The 21,302-nt window shown below is 64.3% G+C and carries 21 protein-coding genes; 12 read left to right on the forward strand and 9 right to left on the reverse strand.

The features are described from left to right. Window positions 1-9: 9 nt before the first annotated feature. Window positions 10-666: a cyclodeaminase/cyclohydrolase family protein gene (locus tag LFT45_RS12000; RefSeq protein ID WP_236803414.1), complete on the reverse strand. Its 657-nt coding sequence runs from the start codon at window positions 664-666 to the stop codon at window positions 10-12. A gap of 188 nt (window positions 667-854) precedes the next feature. On the opposite strand from LFT45_RS12000, the gene LFT45_RS12005 reads away from it, so the two are divergent. The 5 genes from LFT45_RS12005 to LFT45_RS12025 all read left to right on the forward strand — a co-directional run bounded on the left by LFT45_RS12005 (window position 855) and on the right by LFT45_RS12025 (window position 7,570). Beyond that, a complete protein-coding gene (locus LFT45_RS12005; RefSeq protein WP_236803415.1) occupies window positions 855-2,453 on the forward strand; it encodes a PucR family transcriptional regulator in 1,599 nt (532 codons plus the stop codon). Beyond that, window positions 2,450-3,382, forward strand: coding sequence for a glutaminase (locus tag LFT45_RS12010; protein ID WP_236803416.1), 933 nt, complete (start codon window positions 2,450-2,452; stop codon window positions 3,380-3,382). The genes LFT45_RS12005 and LFT45_RS12010 overlap by 4 nt, the downstream gene beginning before the upstream one ends. 100 nt (window positions 3,383-3,482) lie before the next feature. After that, the gene (locus LFT45_RS12015) at window positions 3,483-5,000 is read left to right on the forward strand and encodes an amino acid permease (RefSeq protein WP_236803417.1); all 1,518 of its coding nucleotides are present in this window, start codon (window positions 3,483-3,485) and stop codon (window positions 4,998-5,000) included. Window positions 5,001-5,049: 49 nt separating this feature from the next. Next, window positions 5,050-6,813, forward strand: a complete 1,764-nt coding sequence (locus LFT45_RS12020; RefSeq protein ID WP_236803418.1) for a thiamine pyrophosphate-dependent enzyme — start codon at window positions 5,050-5,052, stop codon at window positions 6,811-6,813. Between the two features lie 127 nt (window positions 6,814-6,940). Further along, a complete protein-coding gene (locus LFT45_RS12025; protein WP_236803419.1) occupies window positions 6,941-7,570 on the forward strand; it encodes a LysE family translocator in 630 nt (209 codons plus the stop codon). A 4-nt stretch (window positions 7,571-7,574) separates the two neighbouring features. Here LFT45_RS12025 and LFT45_RS12030 read toward each other — a convergent pair whose 3' ends face one another. Beyond that, window positions 7,575-7,961: a VOC family protein gene (locus LFT45_RS12030; RefSeq protein WP_236803420.1), complete on the reverse strand. Its 387-nt coding sequence runs from the start codon at window positions 7,959-7,961 to the stop codon at window positions 7,575-7,577. 97 nt (window positions 7,962-8,058) lie between these two features. On the opposite strand from LFT45_RS12030, the gene LFT45_RS12035 reads away from it, so the two are divergent. Continuing rightward, window positions 8,059-8,469 (forward strand): DUF3054 domain-containing protein, encoded by a 411-nt coding sequence (locus LFT45_RS12035; RefSeq protein WP_236803421.1) that lies wholly within the window; start codon window positions 8,059-8,061, stop codon window positions 8,467-8,469. A 109-nt stretch (window positions 8,470-8,578) separates the two neighbouring features. Continuing rightward, window positions 8,579-8,860, forward strand: coding sequence for an Lrp/AsnC family transcriptional regulator (locus LFT45_RS12040; RefSeq protein ID WP_111903442.1), 282 nt, complete (start codon window positions 8,579-8,581; stop codon window positions 8,858-8,860). Window positions 8,861-8,942: 82 nt separating this feature from the next. Here the strand turns inward: LFT45_RS12040 and trpD are convergent, their stop codons facing one another. Then, a complete protein-coding gene (gene trpD, locus LFT45_RS12045) occupies window positions 8,943-10,001 on the reverse strand; it encodes an anthranilate phosphoribosyltransferase (RefSeq protein WP_236803422.1) in 1,059 nt (352 codons plus the stop codon). Window positions 10,002-10,113: 112 nt separating this feature from the next. Here trpD and ctaE point away from each other — a divergent pair, with 112 nt between their 5' ends. From ctaE to qcrB, 4 genes are all read left to right on the forward strand, one after another. Beyond that, window positions 10,114-10,788 (forward strand): aa3-type cytochrome oxidase subunit III, encoded by a 675-nt coding sequence (ctaE, locus tag LFT45_RS12050; protein WP_236803423.1) that lies wholly within the window; start codon window positions 10,114-10,116, stop codon window positions 10,786-10,788. Window positions 10,789-10,876: 88 nt separating this feature from the next. Next, complete coding sequence (qcrC, locus tag LFT45_RS12055) at window positions 10,877-11,665, forward strand: cytochrome bc1 complex diheme cytochrome c subunit (RefSeq protein WP_236803424.1); 789 nt, start codon at window positions 10,877-10,879, stop codon at window positions 11,663-11,665. A gap of 100 nt (window positions 11,666-11,765) precedes the next feature. Further along, on the forward strand, window positions 11,766-12,836 hold the full coding sequence (gene qcrA / locus LFT45_RS12060) for a cytochrome bc1 complex Rieske iron-sulfur subunit (protein ID WP_236803425.1): 1,071 nt from the start codon (window positions 11,766-11,768) through the stop codon (window positions 12,834-12,836). Then, the gene (gene qcrB, locus LFT45_RS12065; RefSeq protein ID WP_236803426.1) at window positions 12,814-14,484 is read left to right on the forward strand and encodes a cytochrome bc1 complex cytochrome b subunit; all 1,671 of its coding nucleotides are present in this window, start codon (window positions 12,814-12,816) and stop codon (window positions 14,482-14,484) included. The genes qcrA and qcrB overlap by 23 nt, the downstream gene beginning before the upstream one ends. A gap of 175 nt (window positions 14,485-14,659) precedes the next feature. On the opposite strand, the gene LFT45_RS12070 is transcribed toward qcrB, so the two are convergent. Next, entirely contained in the window at window positions 14,660-15,451 is a 792-nt protein-coding gene (locus LFT45_RS12070) for a GntR family transcriptional regulator (RefSeq protein WP_102974542.1), read from the reverse strand. A gap of 183 nt (window positions 15,452-15,634) precedes the next feature. On the opposite strand from LFT45_RS12070, the gene LFT45_RS12075 reads away from it, so the two are divergent. Then, complete coding sequence (locus tag LFT45_RS12075) at window positions 15,635-15,928, forward strand: HPr family phosphocarrier protein (protein ID WP_236803427.1); 294 nt, start codon at window positions 15,635-15,637, stop codon at window positions 15,926-15,928. 80 nt (window positions 15,929-16,008) lie between these two features. On the opposite strand, the gene LFT45_RS12080 is transcribed toward LFT45_RS12075, so the two are convergent. From LFT45_RS12080 to LFT45_RS12100, 5 genes are all read right to left on the reverse strand, one after another. Then, entirely contained in the window at window positions 16,009-16,410 is a 402-nt protein-coding gene (locus LFT45_RS12080; RefSeq protein ID WP_102974540.1) for a cytochrome c oxidase subunit 4, read from the reverse strand. Beyond that, a complete protein-coding gene (gene ctaD, locus LFT45_RS12085; RefSeq protein ID WP_236803428.1) occupies window positions 16,407-18,128 on the reverse strand; it encodes an aa3-type cytochrome oxidase subunit I in 1,722 nt (573 codons plus the stop codon). Before ctaD ends, LFT45_RS12080 begins: the two co-directional genes overlap by 4 nt. A gap of 10 nt (window positions 18,129-18,138) precedes the next feature. Beyond that, on the reverse strand, window positions 18,139-19,011 hold the full coding sequence (gene ctaC / locus LFT45_RS12090) for an aa3-type cytochrome oxidase subunit II (RefSeq protein WP_236803429.1): 873 nt from the start codon (window positions 19,009-19,011) through the stop codon (window positions 18,139-18,141). Between the two features lie 183 nt (window positions 19,012-19,194). Next, window positions 19,195-19,584: a HesB/IscA family protein gene (locus LFT45_RS12095; RefSeq protein WP_104138470.1), complete on the reverse strand. Its 390-nt coding sequence runs from the start codon at window positions 19,582-19,584 to the stop codon at window positions 19,195-19,197. Between the two features lie 162 nt (window positions 19,585-19,746). Continuing rightward, window positions 19,747-21,189, reverse strand: coding sequence for a dipeptidase (locus LFT45_RS12100; protein ID WP_236803430.1), 1,443 nt, complete (start codon window positions 21,187-21,189; stop codon window positions 19,747-19,749). Window positions 21,190-21,302: the final 113 nt, after the last annotated feature.

Raw genomic sequence — 21,302 nt, forward strand, 5'->3', positions numbered from 1 at the left:
GATGATGCCCTAGCCGGCGGATGGGGCACGGTGGTTGATCTTTGCCGTCAGCCGGTCGATCCGGTCAACCGCGGCGTCAAGGCTTTCAACTGTCGACCACAGGGCGGGCTGCTCTTCCCGAATCTGCTCCAGCGTGCGGCCCGCGGAGGTGAGCGCAGCGAGATCGAAACTCACGTTGGTACGGGCCCCGGTCACCGCTGCCCTCAGGGCCCCGCACGCGACCACGACGTCGGCAACAAGCGCCGGGTTCCCGTTGGACGCCAGCCACTCCAGGTCCCCAATGGCATCGATGGCGCGCTCGCCGAGCACGGCAGAGGCTTTGGCGGCGTCCACGGATGCCCGGCGTATGGCATCCTCCCGTTCCGGCCCCGGATCCAGCCGGAAGGCGGCACCGAAAGACTGGGATGCTGAAGCATCCTCATCGGCCAGCCGAAGGGCGGCTTCCCTGAGCGAGCGGACCCGCGCGTGCACATCGGCCAGGTCCTGCCGCTGGTCCCCGTCAGCTTCCGTGTATCCGGCGACCATCGAAGCTAGTGACGCGGCGATCGCAAGCATCACGCCCGCCCCCGCGCCGCCGCCAGGGGAACCAACGGACTCCGCCAACGCCTGCGTCCAGTCCTCAACTGTCGAACGCTGGGTCGTAACAGCCTTCGCATCATCATTCATGGCACCAGTCTGCCTTAAGCCGGAGCACGATCAGGGCTAGCCGCGTGAACCGGAATCCAAGCGCATTGGGCTGGAACCCTAAAAGCCGCAAACCCGTTTGGATTCCGTCACATATTTCGGGGGAAATCCAGTCGATACCATGAGGTGACCGGACAGAGCCGTCCGGACGGACGACGCAGAAGGAAACCATGGCCGCGGTTACGGTGGACGATATCCTCTCGGACTTCCCCCTGGGTTTCGCCACCCTCATCATGCGGCCCGCCCCCGAGCGTTCGGCAGTCGAAAGGTTCCTGATCGTCGATGCCGACGACGAAACGTCCGACGCCGGTGCAGCCTTTGTCCTGCTGATCGGCGTCCGTGGCCGCTCGGCTTTGCCGGTGCTGCGCCGGCTCCTGAAGAACCCGCCGTCGGTTGTTGCGGTCAAGGGAAGCCGGGAAGAGCTGACTGACGCCGAGGAACTGCTGGGCGCTGCGGGCACGGGGCTGCTGCTGGTGGACCCGGCTGCCGATTGGGACCGGCTCTTGTCGATCGCCAAGGACCGGATCCAGCCGCGCAGTTACCAGAGTGAAGTGCTGACGCTGCTGGAAGAAGACCTGTTTGCCATCGCCCAGACCACCGCACGCCTGACCTCGAGCCATGTGGTTATTGAGGATGCCGCCAACAAGGTCCTGGCCTACTCCACGGTCTCGAACGACATCGACGAACTGCGGACGGCGTCCATCCTGGCCCGGCGCGGCCCGCGGAAATACGAACTGCTGCTTAAGGACCTCGGTGCCTACCGGGAACTGCACAGAACCCGGCTCCCTGTGCGTGTGCCGGCCAGGCCGCAGGACGGCCTGAGGGAACGTGTAGCCATCACGCTGTTCGCCGGTGACCGGATCATGGGCTATATCTGGCTTCAGGAAACCGGGGACGGCTTCACCGCCGATGTTGACTATGTGCTCACGGGATCCGCGGCCCGGGCCTCCGCCGAGCTAATCCGTTACCGCAATCAGCAGTCCGTGCACATGCGCGAGGACCGCATTGCCCGGATTCTGTCCGGCGCCGCCGAGGCCGCTGCGAGTGCCCGGAGCGGGAAAATCCCGGTGGAGCGTCCCGCGGCGCTGATCCTGATAGGAATGTCCCGCGCGGACACCCAGGCCGACGATGCCGCATTGAAGCACGGCGAGCTCGCCAGCCTGGCGTCCATCCACGCGGCCGCTTACAAGGCGTCCGCCGTCGTCGGGCAATACAAGGGCGACACTGCCGTCATCGTTCCAGGTCTGCTGTCCGCTGCGGCGGAACCTGGGCTCCGGAGCCTGGCCGAATCCATCGTCCGGGACGCAACCAGGCACCTGGGCATCAGCCCCTTCGCCGCCGTCGGCCCGGTGGCACCGGATCTGTTGGCTCTCCACTCGGTCACCCCCATCACCGAGGCCCTGCTGGACTGCATCGGCGCCTCCCCTGACACCCCCGTAGCCACGGTGACTGACTTCGAGCCCGAAATTTTATTCCAGGACGCCGTCCGGAGGTTCGGGTCCTCCTCTTTCCGCCACCGGAGCCTGTCCGCTCTTTTGCAGGACGACGTCGAACTCGCGGAAACCCTGCGCGCATATTTCGACTCCTCCCTCGACGTCGCTGAGTGTGCAAAACGCATGGCACTGCATAAGAACACCGTCTACTACCGGATAAGCAAGGCCGCCCGGGTCACGGGCCTGGATTTCGGCAAGCCCCGCGATGCGCTGGTGGCACTGCTGCATGTCCAGGAGTGGGCCTGCACGCACAACGAACTTCAAGGCAGGAAATGACCACAACACTTGACGCTCCGCCCTTGGGCCCGATGCTCGATGACATCGTCCGCTGCCACAGGCCACAGAGGGAAGCCGGCTCTGTCCCGGCAAGTATCCCATCCCTGGCGGAGGTTCCCTTCAACCGGTTCGGAATAGCTGTGGCCACCGCAGCCGGGGAGGTCTTTTTCTCGGGTGACGCGGATGTCCCCTTTTCCATCCAAAGCATTTCCAAGGTGTTCACACTGGCCATGGCGCTCCGCCGGGACAGCCTAGGAACACTGTGGTCCCGGGTATTGCGCGAACCTTCGGGCACCGCCTTCAATTCCCTGGTCCAGCTGGAGGTGGAACACGGCATTCCGCGGAACCCATTCATCAACGCCGGCGCCCTGGTGGTCACCGACCACCTGATGGAGGAGACCCCCGACGCCGCGGGCGCGCTCCTGAGCTTTCTCACCGGACTGACCGGACAGGCAGGGCCCTTCATCGATGCAGCGGCCGCCGCCAGTGAACTCTCCAACAGCAGCCGCAACCTGGCCCTAGCCCACTTCCTCAAGAATTTCGGCAACCTCAGGCAGTCCGCCGAATCCGTGGTGGAAAACTACGTCCGCCAGTGCTCCATCATGATGACCTGTGTGGAACTGGCCAAGGCCGGCCTGTTCCTCGCCCATGACGGACGCGGAGCCTTGGGAACTGTGGTGTCCCAAAGCGAGGCGAAACGCATCGGCTCGATCATGTTGACCTGCGGCATGTACGACGCCGCCGGCGAATTCGCCTACCGCGTGGGATTGCCCGGAAAGAGCGGCGTGGGCGGAGGCATCCTGGTCATCGTTCCCGGTCACTGCGCCATCTGCGTCTGGAGTCCCCGGCTGGACGCCAAAGGCAATTCCCTTGCTGGCAGCGCTGCGCTCGCCGATCTCTCCGACCGCACAGGTTGGTCGGTCTTCTAACGGGCTGCCCAGCCGTCCCCCCGCCGGCCCCAGACCGACAAACATTCCTCCACCTCATTCCCCCTAACCGGCCAGATCTTTCCGGATCGAAAGGAACAACATGCCTCAGGACAACTTCAAGGACGAGGTTGCTTTGCATCAGGCTGTCCCGCACCATTTGCATGCCACCGAGAACCTTCTCCACGCGGAGGACAAGGGCTACCACAAGAGCCTCAAACCGCGGCAGATCCAGATGATCGCCATCGGCGGCGCGATCGGCACCGGCCTGTTCCTCGGCGCCGGCGGCCGGCTCAACGCTGCCGGGCCATCCCTGGTCATCGCCTACGCCGTCTGCGGCTTCTTCGCCTTCCTGATCCTGCGCGCCCTCGGTGAACTGGTGCTGCACCGGCCCTCCTCGGGCTCGTTCGTCTCCTACGCCCGTGAATTCTTCGGCGAGAAGGCAGCCTTCGTCTCGGGCTGGTTCTACTGGATCAACTGGGCCACCACCACCATCGTGGACATCACCGCCGCCGCCCTCTACATGAACTTCTTCGGCAACTACATCCCCTGGATGGCCGACGTCCCCCAGTGGGTCTGGGCACTGACCGCCCTCGTCGTCGTCCTCTGCCTGAACCTCGTTTCCGTCAAGGTCTTCGGCGAAATGGAATTCTGGTTCGCCATCATCAAGGTCGCCGCCCTCGTGGCGTTCCTCCTCATCGGCACCTACTTCGTCATCTTCGGCACCCCCGTCCCCGGCCAGGAAACCGGCTTCAGCCTCATCACCGACAACGGCGGCATCTTCCCCAACGGCCTGCTGCCCATGATCATCCTCATGCAGGGCGTCCTGTTCGCCTACGCCTCCATCGAACTCGTCGGCACCGCAGCCGGCGAAACCGAAAACCCCGAAAAGATCATGCCCAAGGCCATCAACTCCGTGGTGTTCCGCATTGCGGTGTTCTACGTCGGCTCGGTCATCCTGCTGGCCCTGCTGCTGCCCTTCACCTCCTACCAGAAGGGCGTCAGCCCCTTCGTGACGTTCTTCGGCTCGATCGGCATCCAGGGCGTGGACGTCATCATGAACCTCGTGGTCCTCACCGCAGCCCTGTCCTCCCTCAACGCCGGCCTCTACTCCACCGGCCGGATCCTGCGCTCCATGTCCGTAGCGGGCTCCGCCCCCAAGTTCGCCCAGCGCATGAACAAAGCCGGTGTCCCCTACGGCGGCATCGCCATCACCGCCGGCGTCTCCCTGCTCGGCGTCCCGCTGAACTACCTCGTCCCGTCGCAGGCCTTCGAGATCGTCCTGAACATCGCCTCCGTAGGCATCATCGTCACCTGGGCCACCATCGTCCTGTGCCAGATCCAGCTCAAGCGCTGGGCGGACAAGGGCTGGCTCAAACGCCCCTCGTTCCGGATGTTCGGCGCGCCCTACACCGGCTACCTGTCCCTGCTGTTCCTCATCGGCGTACTGGTCATGGTCTTCATCGACTCACCCCTCACGCTCCTGGTCACCCTCACCGCCATCGCCCTCATGGTCGCCGGCTGGTACGCCTGCCGCAAACGGATCCACGAGATCGCCGAAGCCCGCGAAGGCTTCACCGGCATGTCCCCCGTCATCGCCAACCCGATGCCCCTCAGATAGATATCCCCACTTTCACAAACACCCGCCCACCAATAACCAAAGAAAGCTCATGACAACAGAGTCTCAGTCCCCCTTGACCGCAAACGATGTCCCTTCCGATCTTGGGCAGTTCGACGACCATACGCTGCAGCAGACTGGCCGCGAGAGCAGCACCGCACCATCCCGCGCGGCCCTGAAATCCGCCGGGCATGTGATTGTTGATTCGCTCGCAGCCCATGGCGTGAAACGCACCTACGTGGTTCCCGGCGAAAGCTTCCTTGACGTATTGGACGGCCTGCACACCTCGGAGATCGAAACCGTCGTGTGCCGGCACGAGGGCGGGGCAGCGTACATGGCCGAGGCCGGCGGAAAAATGAACCAGGTGCCCGGTGTGGCGATGGTTACCCGGGGACCCGGCGCAGCGAACGCGCACGTGGGACTGCATACTGCCTGGCAGGACTCGACGCCGATGCTCCTGTTCGTGGGCCTGATTCCGTTCGCGCACCGGGACCGTGAGGCGTTCCAGGAGTTCGACATCAAAGCCTGGTTCGATACCGGCGCCAAGCGCGTCATGGTCCTTGACCACGCTGAACGGGCGTCCGAGATCGTGGCCGAGGCCATATTTGCCGCGATGAGCGGCCGACCCGGGCCGGTGGTGGTGGGCCTGCCGGAGGACATCCTCCGGCAATTGGTCGATCCGGCGCTGCACCCGGCGATCCCGGTGGCGGCCGGCGGCATGAGCAGCAGCGACGCCGCGGCCCTGAAGGCTGCGCTGGCCTCGTCCAACAAACCGCTTTTCGTAACGGGCGGCAACGACTGGACCCAGGCGGCAGCTGACCAACTGACCGCGTGGCTGGAACGTCACCAGATTCCAGCAGCAGCGGAATGGCGCACCCAGGGAACCATCTCCTTTGACTCCCCGTCCTATGTGGGCCCCATCGGGTACGGCCGCCCGCGCCCCACCTTCGACCTGCTCGAGGAGACCGACCTCCTGGTGTTTGTGGGCACTGTCCCGGGAGACGTGATTACGGACGGATTTGTCTGCCGCCAGGACTGGAGCAAGAAGAACTTTCTGGTCACCATCGACCCCTCGCTGCGCGGCCGTTCCGGTCCTGTCTCGCGGCAGATCCTGGCGAAACCGGGGGCCTTTGTCCGGGATCTGGCAGACATCGACCTGGAAGTGAAGGAGGAATGGAAGGCGTGGACAGGCCGGATGAGGGCCGAACAGGAGTCCTTTGCCGCGCTGCCCGCTTCCACTCCCACTGCCGGACCGGCAAGGATGGACACCTTGATGGCGAACCTGGTCCCCAGACTGCCGGAGGACGCCCTGGTGACGTTCGGAGCGGGCGAGCACACCAACTGGGCCCACCGGTACTTCCCCACCCGCCGCTACGCTTCCATGGTCAGCGCCAGGAACGGCTCCATGGGCTACTCCATCCCCTCGGCCATCGCGGCGTCGCTGGCGGAGCCACGGAGGCGGGTGGTCACCATCGCCGGAGACGGGGAGTTCCTCATGAACGGCCAGGAACTAGCCACCGCCGCCCAGTACGGCGCCACCCCGCTGGTTATCGTCATGGACAACCAGGAGTACGGCACCATCCGCACCCACCAGGAGCGGCACTATCCCGAACGCGTATCCGGCACCCAGTTGAAGAATCCCGACTTCGGCATGATGGCCACGGCCTTTGGCGGTTTCGGCATCACTGTCACCGAGGACAAGGGCATTCCGGCCGCCTTGGACGCGGCCCTGGCAGCCATCGATGATGCCCAAGTCTTCGCCCTCATCCATCTCGTGGTGGAACAGCGCGTCAAGGCCTACAACTCCGCGCCCTGACAGAAAACGGACGACGGCGGGTCCTCCCGCCGTCGTCCGTCGGAGGCCCTTTCTGATCCGGTGCTGCCTGTAAACGCGCTGCCTGTCGACAGTCACCTGTGAGCCCGGGAACTGCTTATCATCGACCATGAGCATTTCCGATTCCCTCCTTCAGTTCGCCCTCGTGGCCGCCCTGCTTACGGTGATCCCGGGAATGGATACCGTGCTCGTGCTGCGCACGGCCATCAGCGGAGGCCGCGGGTCCGCCTTCGCCACGGCGGCGGGAATCTGTACAGGTACCGTCTTCTGGGGAGTGGCCGCCGCCGTCGGGGCATCGGCCTTGCTGGCCGCCTCGGAAGCAGCCTTTACCGTCCTGAAGGTTGCGGGCGCCTGCTATATGGCGTGGCTGGCTGTGAGCATGATTATCCGAAGCTTCCGGCCGGGGGCGGCTGCTGAGGCCGGCCCCGCGGGCCCGGCCAGCTCCCGCGCCGCGTGGCTTTCGGGCACCACGACCAGCCTGCTGAATCCCAAGGTCGGGGTTTTCTACATGGCCATGATCCCGCAGTTCCTTCCGCCGGAGGCGCCGCCGCTGCTGATGGGCGTGCTGTTGCCGCTGGTCCACAACGTCGAGGGCATGGCGTGGTTTGCGGTCATCATTTTGGCAACCCACCATGCGCGCCGCTGGCTCCAGTCGCCTGCCGTGGCCAAAACCACCGACCGCGTCGCCGGCGTTGTCCTCCTGGGTTTCGCGGCAAAGATCGCCACCAGCAAATCCTGACGCCCTAACCGGCGGGCGCCCCGCCGTCGAACGCGTGGCTCACCAGTCCCACGGTGTTCCCCTCGCTGTCCCTGATGAAAGCCATCCATTCGTCCGCACCCGCAGGGCCGAGCCGTGCATCATCGTGATGGAAGATCACGTGCGGGGCACCAACCACCTCCACTCCCCCAGCCTCAAGCTCAGCAGCGCGCAACCTCACGTCCGGAACGCCAAGGTAAATCACCGCCGAGGGTGCTCCCCGTTCCAGCAGCAGCCGGACGCCGTCGAGGTCGAAGAACAGCAGTCCCGGCGGGTCGAAGACAGCTGCCGGCGCGGTGCCCAGCAGCCTCGAGTAGAACTTTGCCGCCCGGTCAAGATCCTCGGCGTGCTGCGCGATCTGGGTGAGCTTCACTGGGCCTCCTTCAGGAGTGCGTATGCTTCCTGCCTGACATCGTCACGGGATATTCCCGCACGGGCAAGACCTGCCAAAAACGGATAGGCTCGGAAGCATGCCTTCCACAACAGACCGCCCCGGAACGCGGGCGGTTCCGGCCCTCACGGCCGCCGCAGCTGCGGCAGATTTCATCCTCATCCTGACGTTCGCTGCCATCGGCCGGGACGCACACGCACGGGGAGAAACAGTCATTGGAGTCCTGTCCACCGCCTGGCCGTTCCTGGCCGGCGCAGCCGTCACCTGGCTGCTGCTGCGGCTCTGGCGGCGGCCGCTCGCGCTGTGGCCGGCCGGGGTGGCCGTGTGGCTGGGCACCGTGGCCATCGGAATGGCGCTGCGGGCGCTCACCGGACAGACGGTTGTCCTCCCGTTTGTGATCGTGGCGCTGCTGAGCCTGGCGGTGTTCCTCCTCGGCTACCGCCTCATCGTTGCCATAGTTCTCCGCCTGCGCGCACGCCGCCGCGCCTGACCCCTGGGGGCGGCGCCGCCACGGGAACCACCACCGGCGCCCGCCCATGTACTGGACCGCCCATGTAATAGGCTGGCAGCACAGCTCATCAGATCCGGAAGGGTTCACAGTGATCACCGCATTCGTCCTGATCAAGACAGACGCCTCGCGTATCCCCGAAACGGCCGAGGAGATATCCTCCATCGACGGCATCAGCGAGGTCTACTCAGTGACCGGGGAATGGGACCTGATCGCCGTCGCACGCGTGTCCCAGCACGAAGATCTGGCGGACGTCATCGCCGACAAGCTGTCCAAGGTCCCCGCCGTCGTGCACACCACCACCCACATCGCCTTCCGGGCCTACTCGCAGCACGACCTCGATGCCGCCTTCGCGCTGGGGTTCGAGGAGTAGCAGCACGCCAGAACACAACAGAGGGGCCAGGCACCCGCAGGTGCCTGGCCCCTCTGCTGCTGAATTTGGACTGTTCGGAGCTCTAGGCCCGGGAGAGGCTGACCCACTTCTCAAGCACGGCAGCGGCTGCGCCGGAGCCGATGGATTCCGCGGCACGGTCAAGGGCAAGCTTCATGCGGTCAGCGAGCGGACCGTTAGCCTGAAGGTCGTACGCCACCAGGCCCGCCGCCGCGTTCAACAGGACAGCGTCCCGGACCGGCCCGGTTTCCCCGGCCAGGACATTGCGGACGACGGCGGCATTCGCCTGTGCGTCACCGCCGCGCAGCTGATCGACAGTGGCCTGACGGATCCCCAGGTCCCCGGGCGAGAAAGTCTGCTCCGTCACTTCGCCGCCCCGGATCTCCCACACGGTAGACGGCCCGGTGGTGGTCAGTTCGTCCAGGCCGTCGCTGCCCCGGAACACCAGGCCCCGGCTGCCGCGCCGCGCCAGGACGCCGGCCACGAGCGGCGCCATGCGGGCGTTCGCCACGCCTACTGCGGAGGCCTGCACCCGGGCGGGGTTGGTAAGGGGGCCCAGGAAGTTGAAGGCTGTGGGGATCGCGAGTTCGCGCCTGGGAACCGCGGTGTGGCGGAAGGACGGGTGGAAGACCTGTGCGAAGCAGAAGGTGATGCCCGCTTCCTCCGCGTTCCGGGCGACGTCAGCTATGGGAAGGTCGAGCCGTACCCCCAGCGCTTCCAGAACGTCCGCTGACCCCGATGACGACGACGCCGCACGGTTTCCGTGCTTAACCACCTTGGCGCCCGCTCCGGCACAGACCAGCGCGGCCATGGTGGAGATGTTGACAGTGTTGAGTTGATCACCACCAGTGCCCACGATGTCCAGCTTTTCGCCGCTGATGGAGATCGGATTGGCGTGGGACACCATGGCGTCGACCAGGCCGGCGATCTCCTCAACCGTCTCGCCCTTGGCGCGCAGCGCCACCAGGAAACCGGCGATCTGGACGGGCGTGGCGGCCCCCGACATGATGGTGTCCATGGCCCATGCCGTACTGTCCGCGCTCAGGTGTTCGCCGTTCAACAGTGCCGAGATGAGGCGCGGCCAGGTGTTGCCTGCCGCCGGTGCCGATACCTGTGAAGTCACCTCCTGATGCTATCGAGGTGCCCGTCGCAAAGACCAATATGAACGTGTCCGGGAACTTTTCCGCGCGATTTCGCGTCTTTGTAGAAAAAGTCTCCGCAAAAGGCGGTTTGCGTTGGGCAAGCCGAAGTTTTACAGACATAATGTCTATGTGACATCTGCGACCCATGCCCCCAGTACCCCTGCGCACCCCACGCTGAACCGCCCGAATATGGTCTCTGTCGGGACCGTTGTCTGGCTCTCCAGCGAGTTGATGTTCTTCGCCGGTCTCTTCGCCATGTACTTCACACTCCGGTCCACCTCTGGCCAGATGTGGGCGGAAGAGACGGCCAAGCTCAACTTCCCCTTTGCGCTCGTTAACACCATCGTCCTCGTGGCAAGTTCCTTCACTTGCCAGATGGGCGTATTCGCTGCCGAAAGGCTCCAGCCGCGACGCAGCGGCGGGGCCCTCCAGTTCACCCGCTGGGGCATGAACGAATGGTTCACCCTGACCTTCCTCATGGGCGCCTTCTTCGTTGCCGGCCAGACCACGGAATACGCCATGCTGGTCTCGGAGCACGTGTCGCTGTCCTCCAACGCCTACGGCTCTGCCTTCTACATGACCACGGGCTTCCACGGCCTGCACGTCATCGGCGGTCTGGTCGCCTTCCTGCTCATCATGGGCCGCTCCTTCGCCGCGAAGAAGTTTGGTCACTTCGAGGCGACCTCGGCGATTGTCACCTCCTACTACTGGCACTTCGTGGACGTCGTGTGGATTGGCCTCTTCCTGGTCATCTACGTCCTCCAGTAGCCCAGACTTTTCTCCCTCTTTCCCAAGAGAACGAATTCTAAGAAGCGGCTCACGGAGCCGACGCACGATCGAATAAAGGAACCACCACGTGAAGGCACTCTCGCAGAAGCGACGTCACCCACTGGCAGCAATAGCCCTGCTGTTGATGGGCCTCCTCCTCACTGGTGGGCTGTACGCCGTTGCCACCACCGTCAACGAGGCCAAAGCCAGCACTGCAGAGTTCACCGCCACCGATACGCAGGAAGGCGAGAAGCTCTTCGAAGCCAACTGCGCCACCTGTCACGGCATGGGTGCCAGCGGAACGCAGGACGGTCCCTCACTGGTTGGCGTCGGCGCCGCCGCTGTTGACTTCCAGGTCGGCACCGGCCGCATGCCCATGCAGATGAACGGCCCCCAGGCCTACAAGAAGCCTGCCCAGTTCAACGACACCCAGACCCACCAGCTGTCCGCGTACGTCGCGTCGCTGGGTGCGGGTCCGGCCATCCCGGCCGAGGAACTGCTGGATGAGAAGGGCAACGCCGCCGAAGGTGGCGAGCTGTTCCGCGTGAACTGCGCCATGTGCCACAACGCTGCGGCGGCCGGCGGTGCACTCACCCGCGGCAAGTTCGCTCCGGCCCTGGCCGACGTCACGGGCAAGCACATTTACGAAGCAATGGCGACCGGACCGCAGAACATGCCGGTGTTCAACGACTCGAACATCTCCCCCGAAGGCAAGCGCGACATCATCACCTTCCTGAAGCAGATTGAAGCCAACGGCTCGCCGGGCGGCGCAGACCTGGGCGCACTTGGTCCTGTTTCTGAAGGCCTGTTCGTATGGATCGCCGGCCTCGGCGTCATCATCGCTTTCACCATCTGGCTGACGTCCCGCACGTCGTAGCCAAACCAGGCACAACAAGAACGTCCTGCTGATTGCACAGCAGGTTTGGAACTGAACATAACTCGGCAAAGGCCGAGACGAGAGAAGGATGAGGCGAATCATGGGCAACCATAGTGACGGCAGTCCGAACCACTCGGGCACCGTAGCTACGGCTGGTCAGCATGAGGTGGAGAAATTCCAGGATCCTGGACTTCCCCCGCACCGCTTGCGCCTGGCTGACACGGACCCGAAGGCCGCCAAGCGGGCAGAACGGCAGGTTGCCGCTCTCTTCGCAACCTCAGTTGTTGGCACCGTGATCTTCCTGGTGGCGTACTTCGCCATCGATCTGGGAGACGACTCAAGCATTGCCACCATCCGGCTGCAGAATGCGCTGCTTGGCATTGGCACAGCGTTCGCCATGCTCGGCATCGGCACCGGTATCGTGCACTGGGCCAAGGCCCTGATGCCGGACCACGAAGTCTCCGAGGAACGCCACGCGATCCGCACCGAGGATGACCGCCAGGCTGCGGTCCGCATCGTTGACGACATCGTCGAGGAAACGGGCATTAAGCGCCGCCCCCTCATCCGGAACACCCTGCTGGGCGCCGTGGCACTGGCACCACTGCCTGCCCTGGCCGTCTTCGGCGACCTGGGACCGCGCCCGGACGACAAGCTGGCACACACCATGTGGGCCCCGCAGGAGGGCAAGCTTAAGCGCCTCACCCGTGACCCCGATGGAACCCCCATCAAGGCCTCGGACGTCACCATCGGTTCCGCCTTCCACGTCATTCCGGAAGGCCTCAACGAACTCCACGAAGGCAAGCTCAACGAGAAGGCCAAGGCCGTCGTTCTGCTGATGCGCCTCGACCCGGCTTCGCTGAACCCCTCCGCGGGACGCGAAAACTGGGGCTACAACGGCATCGTTGCCTACTCCAAGATCTGCACCCACGTTGGTTGCCCTGTTGCCCTCTACGAGCAGCAGACGCACCACCTGCTGTGCCCGTGCCACCAGTCAACCTTCGACCTGACCCAGGAATGCAAGGTTATCTTCGGCCCGGCCAGCCGCCCGCTCCCCCAGCTGCCCATCGCAGTTGACGATGAGGGCTACCTGGTCGCCACCAGCGACTTCAAAGAACCTGTAGGACCAAGTTACTGGGAGCGTGATGAGCATGAGCGCAGCATCAACAGCTGAAGCCCCCGCCTACGTAGCCAACACCAAAGTCGGACGCTTTACTGACTTCGTCGACGAGCGCGTCGGCGGATCGGGAATCCTCCGCGAATTCGGCCGCAAGGTATTCCCGGACCACTGGTCCTTCATGTTTGGCGAGGTGGCGCTGTATTCCTTCGTCATCCTGCTCATGTCGGGAACGTTCCTGACGTTCTTCTTCGATCCGTCCATGGCTGAGACGCACTACGCCGGCTCCTACACGCCACTGAAGAACGTCGAAATGTCTGTCGCCTACAGCTCCTCGCTGGACATCTCCTTCGACGTCCGCGGCGGTCTGTTCATGCGCCAGGTCCACCACTGGGCAGCGCTGCTGTTCGTGGCCTCCGTGGCCGTGCACATGCTCCGGGTGTTCTTCACCGGCGCGTTCCGCAAGCCCCGTGAAATGAACTGGGTGGTGGGCGGTGTCCTGCTGATCCTGGCCATGGCCGCCGGCTTCACCGGTTACTCCCTTCCCGATGACCTGCTGTCCGGCAACGGCCTGCGCATCATCGACGGCGTGATCAAGTCGATTCCCGTGATCGGCACGTACATCTCCTTCTTCCTGTTCGGTGGCGAGTTCCCCGGCACGGTCATCATCAGCCGCCTCTACACGCTGCACATCCTGCTCGTGCCGGCACTGATCCTGCTGATGATCGTCGTGCACCTCTTCATGGTGGTTGTCCACAAGCACACGCAGTACCCCGGCCCGGGCCGCAACGACCGCAACGTCGTGGGCTACCCGCTGGGCCCGGTCTACGCTGCGAAGGCCGGCGGCTTCTTCTTCATCGTGTTCGGTGTCATCGCCCTCATGGCCGCGTTCTTCACCATCAACCCGATCTGGAACTACGGCCCGTACGATCCCTCCCCCGTGTCCGCAGGCACCCAGCCTGACTGGTACATCGGCTGGGTTGACGGTGCCCTGCGCCTGATGCCCGGTGTGATCAGCGGCTTCCACTTCGAATACATCATCTTCGGTCACGTCCTGACGCTGAACGTCCTGCTCCCGGCACTTGTTCCGGCTGGCCTGGTGTTCACCGTGCTGTTCACCTACCCGTGGATCGAACGCTGGATCACCAAGGACAACCGTGAGCACCACGTCCTGGACCGCCCGCGCAACGCTCCCACGCGGACCGCGATCGGCATGGCCGGCTTCATGTTCTACTGCGTCATGTGGGCAGCTGCCAGCTCCGACCTCATTGCAACGCACTTCCACGTGGCGCTGAACGACGTTACCTATTGGCTGCGCGCACTGTTCTTTATCGGACCGGTCATCGCGTTCGTCGTCACCAAGCGTGTAGCTCTGGCCCTGCAGCGCAAGGACCGCGAAATCGCCCTCCACGGCCGCGAGACCGGACGTATTGTCCGCCTCCCGCACGGTGAGTTCATTGAGGTCCACGCTCCGCTCGACGAGTACAAGCGCTACAAGCTTGTTGGCTTCGAGTCGCCCGGACCGCTTCCGGCCCAGCCGAACGAGCACGGTGTGGTCACCCGCAAGGAAAACCGCCGCGCCAAGCTGTCCCGCTGGTTCTTCGAGGACAGGGTTGCCCCGGCGACCCCCGCAGAGCTGGAAGCAGGCCACGGCCACCACGAAGCTGTTGAAGCCGGCGAGGGACAGAAGACCCTCAGCCACTAAGAAGCCAGGCCACTAGGTAGCAAGGCTTCTCAGCAACAGCGCTTCACCCAAGCAACAGACAGAAAGGGCCCGGTCCATCAGGACCGGGCCCTTTCTGTATGCATGTTCTGCTTGCCAACCGGGCTGCTGTGACAAATGGGCTGCTGTGCGTGAAGCCAGCGGCAACCAGCCGGGTCTACTGCTGCCTGTAACCCGACGCGTAGTTCCGGGTGGGCCGGACGCCGGGCCGCTGCAGCGGCACCCACAGCTTGTACCGGTCGGCGCGGTAGTAGGACACCGAGTAGTCCACCATCGACCTGGCGACGAAGGCGTGCCGCTGGATCTTCAGCAAGGGCGCACCGATTTCCACGTTAAGCAGCCGAGCGGTGGAGGGCGAAGCGGCGGTGGCCTCGATCATGTCCTCGCCCCATTCCATGACCAGCCCGAACTGTTCGCTCAGGACGTTGTACAGCGATGTCGGTGGCTCGCCGTCAAGAAGCCCCGGAACCCGGTGGGCCGGGATAAAGTTCTCATCCACGCTCATTGGCTCGTTATCGGCCAGCAGGAGGCGGCGGAAGCGCACCAGGGGTGTTCCCTCCTCCAGCTGAAGTTCGCGCGCCAGGAAGGCGCTGGCGGCGATCTGCTCAAAGCTCAGCACCTTGGCGGCCGGCACCATGCCTCGGCGCTGCATCTCCTCGCTGTAGGAGGTCAGCTTGACCTGGAGGTCGAGCTTCGGTTTCCGGACGAACGTGCCCAGGCCGACCACCCGCTCGATGACTTCCTCCCCCACCAGGGCGTCGATGGCCTGGCGGACGGTCATTCTGGCCAGGCTGAAACGTTCGGCCAGGTCACGCTCGGAAGGCAGCGCCGAGCCTGGCGGGCAGGACGTTGCGATGTAGGTCCTGAGGATCTCACGGAGCTGGACGTAAATCGGCGTCCCGCTGGTCCTGTCAATTTCACCGGCAATGCCGGCCACGTTAGCAGCCACGGCGGCCGCTCCTGTAGTGCATGCTCACAGTTCAAGGGTAAGCCAAGCTGGCCACAGGTCTAGACCAGGGCCGGCGCCCGGAAGATTGACGGCGCAGGGGCCGATATTCTTAGAGGCGAACCAAATGGAAAGACGGCGGAGGCTTCCCCAATGTGCCATCCCGTCCAAAACGAAGGAGTCCAGTTGCCCGTTCGTAAGGCAATAGTTTCTGCGGCCGTCGGCCTGCATGCCAGGCCCGCAGCGGTGTTCGTCCGCGCGGTCACGGAGACAGGCTTACCCGTGACCATCCGCAAGGCCGGCATTGACGCCGTTGACGCCCGCTCCCTGCTTGAAGTTATGACGGCCGACTTTGACTACGGCTGCGAAGTCGAACTCGCAGTCAAGGAATCAGCCCTGCCAGCCGGCAAAAGCGTGGGTGAAGCGGAGGCGGCCCTGTCGGGTCTGGTCGAGCTGCTGGCGTCGCAGAAGGCCAGCTAGGGCGGGATTAAACACAAGAAGAACGACGGCGGGCCCCACCGAAAAGGTGGGGCCCGCCGTCGTTCTTGGTACTGAAACGCTTAGTGTGCGTGGTCTCCGCGGCTGTACTCGTAGACCCAGCCCACGAGGGCCACCAGCGCCATACCACCGGCGATGAAGACGATCCAGAAGCCTACGGCCAGGCCGAGGAATCCTGCCGCGCAGGACAGGCCCAGGACCAGTGGCCACCAGCTCCAGGGGCTGAAGTGGCCCTGCTCGCCGGCGCCTTCGTGGATTTCCGCGTCAGCACGGTCCTCGGGCCGCATGCCCACGCGCTTGCCGGTGAAGCCGAGGTAGGCGCCGATCATGCCCGCCAGACCGCCAACCAGGAGGATGCCCAGGATGCCGACCCACTCAGACCAGTTGGTGAGGAAGCCGTAGATGATGGAAACCGGAACGAAGAAGAAAACTCCTGCTCCAAAAATCCATGACTCGATTCTCATTGCGCGGTGTCCTTCTGATCGGCGTTACCGAGCACGCTTGCTGCAGGTGCCGGCGACTCAATGGTGTGTGACTGGGAGAGCTCAGGGTGGTGCAGGTCCAGCGCCGGGCGTTCGGAGCGGATGCGCGGCAGGGACGTGAAGTTGTGCCGCGGCGGCGGGCAGGACGTGGCCCACTCCAGTGAGGCGCCGAAGCCCCAGGGATCGTCGACTTCCACCTTTTCCGCGCTGCGTGCGGTGATGTACACGTTCCAGAAGAACGGGATCAGGGACGCACCCAGGACGAACGAGGCAATGGTGGAGAACTGGTTCATCCAGGTGAAGTTGTCCTCCACCAGGTAGTCGGCGTAGCGGCGGGGCATGCCCTCGACGCCGAGCCAGTGCTGGATGAGGAAGGTGCCGTGGAAGCCCAGGAACAGGAGCCAGAAGTGGATCTTGCCGAGGCGTTCGTTGAGCATCTTGCCCGTCCACTTCGGCCACCAGAAGTAGAAGCCGGCGAACATCGCGAACACCACGGTGCCGAAGACCACGTAGTGGAAGTGTGCCACCACGAAGTAGGAGTCGGAGACGTGGAAGTCCAGCGGCGGGGAGGCCAGGATGATGCCGGTCAGGCCGCCGAAGAGGAACGTGATGAGGAAGCCGATGCTCCACAGCATAGGGGTCTCAAAGGTGATGGAACCGCGCCACATGGTGCCGATCCAGTTGAAGAACTTCACACCGGTGGGGACTGCGATGAGCATGGTCATGAAGGAGAAGAACGGCAGCAGCACGGAGCCGGTGACGTACATGTGGTGTGCCCACACGGTTACGGACAGGGCGGCGATGGCGATGGTCGCGTAGACCAGGCCCTTGTAGCCGAAGATCGGCTTGCGGCTGAAGACCGGGAAAATCTCGGACACGATGCCGAAGAACGGCAGCGCGATGATGTAAACCTCGGGGTGGCCGAAGAACCAGAACAGGTGCTGCCACAGGACGGCGCCGCCGTTCTCCGGGTCGAAGATGTGCGCACCGAAGCGGCGGTCCGCGCCGAGGGCGAAGAGTGCTGCGGCAAGCGGCGGGAACGCCATCAGGACCAGGATGGCCGTCACAAGGGTGTTCCAGGTGAAGATCGGCATGCGCCACATGGTCATGCCGGGGGCACGCATGCAGATGATGGTGGTGATGAAGTTGACCGCGCCCAGGATGGTCCCGAAGCCGGAGAGTGCCAGGCCGAAGACCCAGAGGTCACCGCCAACGCCGGGGCTGAAGGTGGTGTTGGAGAGCGGTGCGTAGGCGAACCAGCCGAAGGATGCAGCACCCTGCGGGGTGATGAAGCCGGAAACGGCAATGGTAGAGCCAAACAGGAAGAACCAGAAGGCCAGCGCGTTCAGCCGCGGGAACGCGACATCCGGTGCACCGATCTGCAGGGGCATGATCACGTTCGCAAAGCCGGCAAAGAGCGGGGTGGCGAACATGAGCAGCATGACCGTGCCGTGCATGGTGAACAGCTGGTTGTACTGTTCCTTGGTCTGCAGGATCTGCATGCCGGGTTCGAAGAGCTCGGCGCGGATGAGCAGGGCCATCACGCCGCCGAAGCAGAAGAACACGAAGGACGCGATCAGGTACATGTACCCGATGGTCTTGTGGTCCGTGGAGGTAATCCAGTTGACGACGATGCGACCCTTGGATTTGGGAACTACGGGAGCCTCAAGGATCCCGGGGGTCTGGGTGTAAGTAGCCACTTCGCTTCCCTTACTTCGTAACGTTCAGGTTCGGGTTGCGGTCATACTCTTGGCCGAGCAGGCCCGTGTTGCCGTCCTGGCGCAGCTGGTTCATGTGAGCCTGGAATTCCGACTCGGAAACAACCTTGACGCGGAACAGCATTTCGGAGTGGTACTCACCGCAGAGCTCGGCGCACTTGCCGTCGTAGGTGCCCTCTTTGGTGGGGGTGAACCGGATGTAGTTGGTCTTACCCGGGATCATGTCCCTCTTCTGCAGGAATGCAGGAACCCAGAAGGAGTGGATGACGTCGCGCGAGTTCAGTTCCAGGTCAACAGACTTGTTGACGGGCAGGTAGAGCGTCGGGAGCTTCTCCTTGTCGATCGCTTCACCTGTCAGGTGCGCCTGGACGCCGGCCTCGTGGAGGTCCTCGGTGACGACGTCGCCCTTTTTGTAGTTGAAGTCCCAAGCCCACTGCTTGCCCCGGACGTCCACTACGACGTCGGCGGGCTGCGAGCGGTCATCGATCGCCTGCTGGTCACGGTCGGTGAAGTAGAAGAACACCAGGACCATGAAGAGCGGGATCGTCAGGTAGAAGACCTCAAGGGGCAGGTTGAAGCTGGTCTGCCGAGGGAAACCCACGGTGCCCTTGCGGCGGCGGTAGGCCACGAGGCACCAGACGATCAGGCCCCACGTGATGATGCCCACCACGAGGGCGGCAATCCATGAGTTGACCCAGAGGTCCATGATGCGGTCAGTGTGATTGGTGGTGCCACGCTCGGTGGGCAGCCACCCCTTCTCTACCTCTGGCGAACATCCAGTCAAAACCAACGCGCCGGCAGTTGCCAAGCCAGTGATCGTAGAGATCGTTTTGCGTCGGCTGCCGGTTCGGTTCTGCGAACTCACAGACGGCCCTTCCTACTTGTTGCTGTTGCCAGGGCGGCGAAAGCTTCCCGGGCACACTAAAAGTTTTACTACTCGGTGTAGAGCTTACCGCTCCCCGCAGGTTTTCGCCCACATGTCCCCACCGTGTGGCGGCGCCGGTTTTCACCGGCGCCGCCAAGAGGTTCAGGAAGGGCCACTGACCCTTTAGTGGAACGAATCACCGCAGGCGCATGAGCCGCCCGCATTCGGGTTGTCGATGGTGAAGCCCTGCTTGGAGATGGTGTCCTCAAAGTCGATGCTGGCACCGCTGAGGTACGGGACGCTCATCTTGTCGACGACGACCTCGACACCGTCGTAATCGCGTACGGCGTCGCCTTCAAGGAGGCGCTCGTCAAAGTACAGCTGGTAAATGAGGCCGGAGCAGCCGCCCGGCTGCACGGCTACGCGGAGGCGAAGATCGGTGCGGCCTTCCTGCTCCAGGAGGCTGCGGACCTTGCCTGCTGCAACGTCCGTCAGCTGAACCTCGTGGCTCGCCAGTTCGTCACTGGCAGTGCCGGTGGGTTCGGTGCTGTTTTCATTGGTCGTAGTGCTCATTGGCCTACCTTACTAACGACGGTTGTGGCTGCCCCGCTTGCACGGTGCCTGCCCCTACGGAAACGGTACGGGCTATAGCTACATGCTACGTCGATCCGGCGCGGAGCTCTAACTTCAGGCGTAACCCTGACAGGCCCCGCATTGTTCCCTGCCAGCCGCCTACTAAAGGCCTTCCGCGTTCAGCCGCGCCAGCAGCAGGGCCTCGGCGACCACCGCGTTGCGGAAGTCCCCCAGGTGCAGCGACTCGTTGGCTGAGTGGGCACGGGAATCAGGGTCCTCCACACCCGTCACCAGGATCTGGACTTCGGGGTACAGCTCGGTCAGGTCACTGATGAACGGAATGGAGCCCCCGATGCCCATTTCCACCGCCGGAACGCCCCAGGCTTCGCCGAGTGCCCACATAGCGAGGCCGGCAGCTGAGGACGCTGTGTCCGTTTGGAAGGCGTTGCCGCTCTCCCCCGGCGTGAAGGTCACCCTGGCGCCGAACGGTGCGTGGGTTTCCACGTGCCGGCGCACGGCCTCCATGGCTTCGGCCGGGTCCTGGCCGGGGGCCAGCCGCAGGCTGAACTTGGCCCGGGCGCGGGGCAGCAGGGTGTTGGAGGCAACGCTGACGGCTGGAGCGTCGAAGCCGATGATTGACAGGGCAGGCTTGGTCCACAGCCGTGACGCGATGGTTCCCGTGCCGGCCAGCTGGACGCCGTCGAGCACTGAGGCGTCTGCCCGGTACTCCTCTTCGGTCAAGTCCACGCCGGTTTCATCCCTGCTCACCAGGCCCTCAATGGCGACGCTGCCCTGGTCGTCGTGCAGCGTCGCGATCAGGCGCGAGAGCACCGTAGGGGCATCCAGCACGGCACCGCCGAACATGCCCGAATGCACGGCGTGGTCAAGGACCTGCACCTCGATGGTTCCGTCGACGAGCCCGCGCAGGCTCGTGGTCAGCGCCGGCACGCCCACCTTCCAGTTGCTGGAGTCGGCCACCACAATGACATCGGCGCGGAGCAGTTCGCGGTGGGCTTCCAGGAACGTCCTGAAGGTCGGCGAGCCGGCCTCTTCCTCCCCTTCGAAGAACAGTGTCACGCCAAGCCCGAATTCGTCGCCGAGCACCTTGGTGACGGCGCCATAGGCGGCGATGTGGGCCATGATGCCGGCCTTGTCGTCGGCCGCGCCGCGCCCGTAGAGGCGGCCATTGCGTTCGACGGCGGTAAACGGCTCGGACTCCCACAGTGCCGGATCACCGGGCGGCTGGACGTCGTGGTGGGCGTAGAGAAGAATGGTCGGCTTGCCGGGCGCGGCCTCGCGGCGTGCCACGACGGCGGGCCCGCCGGGGGTGCCGTCTTCCTTGTCGCACCGCAGGATCCGGACATCCCCGATGCCCGCCGCGCGCACCAGGCCGGCGACGGCCTCGGCACTGGCGTCCAGCGGTGCGGGATCAAAGCTGGGCCAGGCAATGCCGGGTATGGCCACCAGCTCCTTCAGCTGTGCAACTGTGGTGTCGAAGTCCGCCTCAACGGCGGTCCGCAGGGCATCGGTGTCGATGCCGGCCGCTGTCCCTTCATAATGCCGGGCGTCGTACTGTTGCGGGGTCGCCGCGGAGAATGTAGTCATGGCCAAACACTACCTGTGTCACACGACACAACATACATCGCCGTCAGCAGGCGCCGGACTCCGCGCCATGGCGTTCAGCGGGCGGCCGGGCATGACCGGGGGCACGGCCCGCC

It is taken from the genome of Arthrobacter sp. FW305-BF8, assembly GCF_021789315.1.
Lineage (GTDB): Bacteria > Actinomycetota > Actinomycetes > Actinomycetales > Micrococcaceae > Arthrobacter.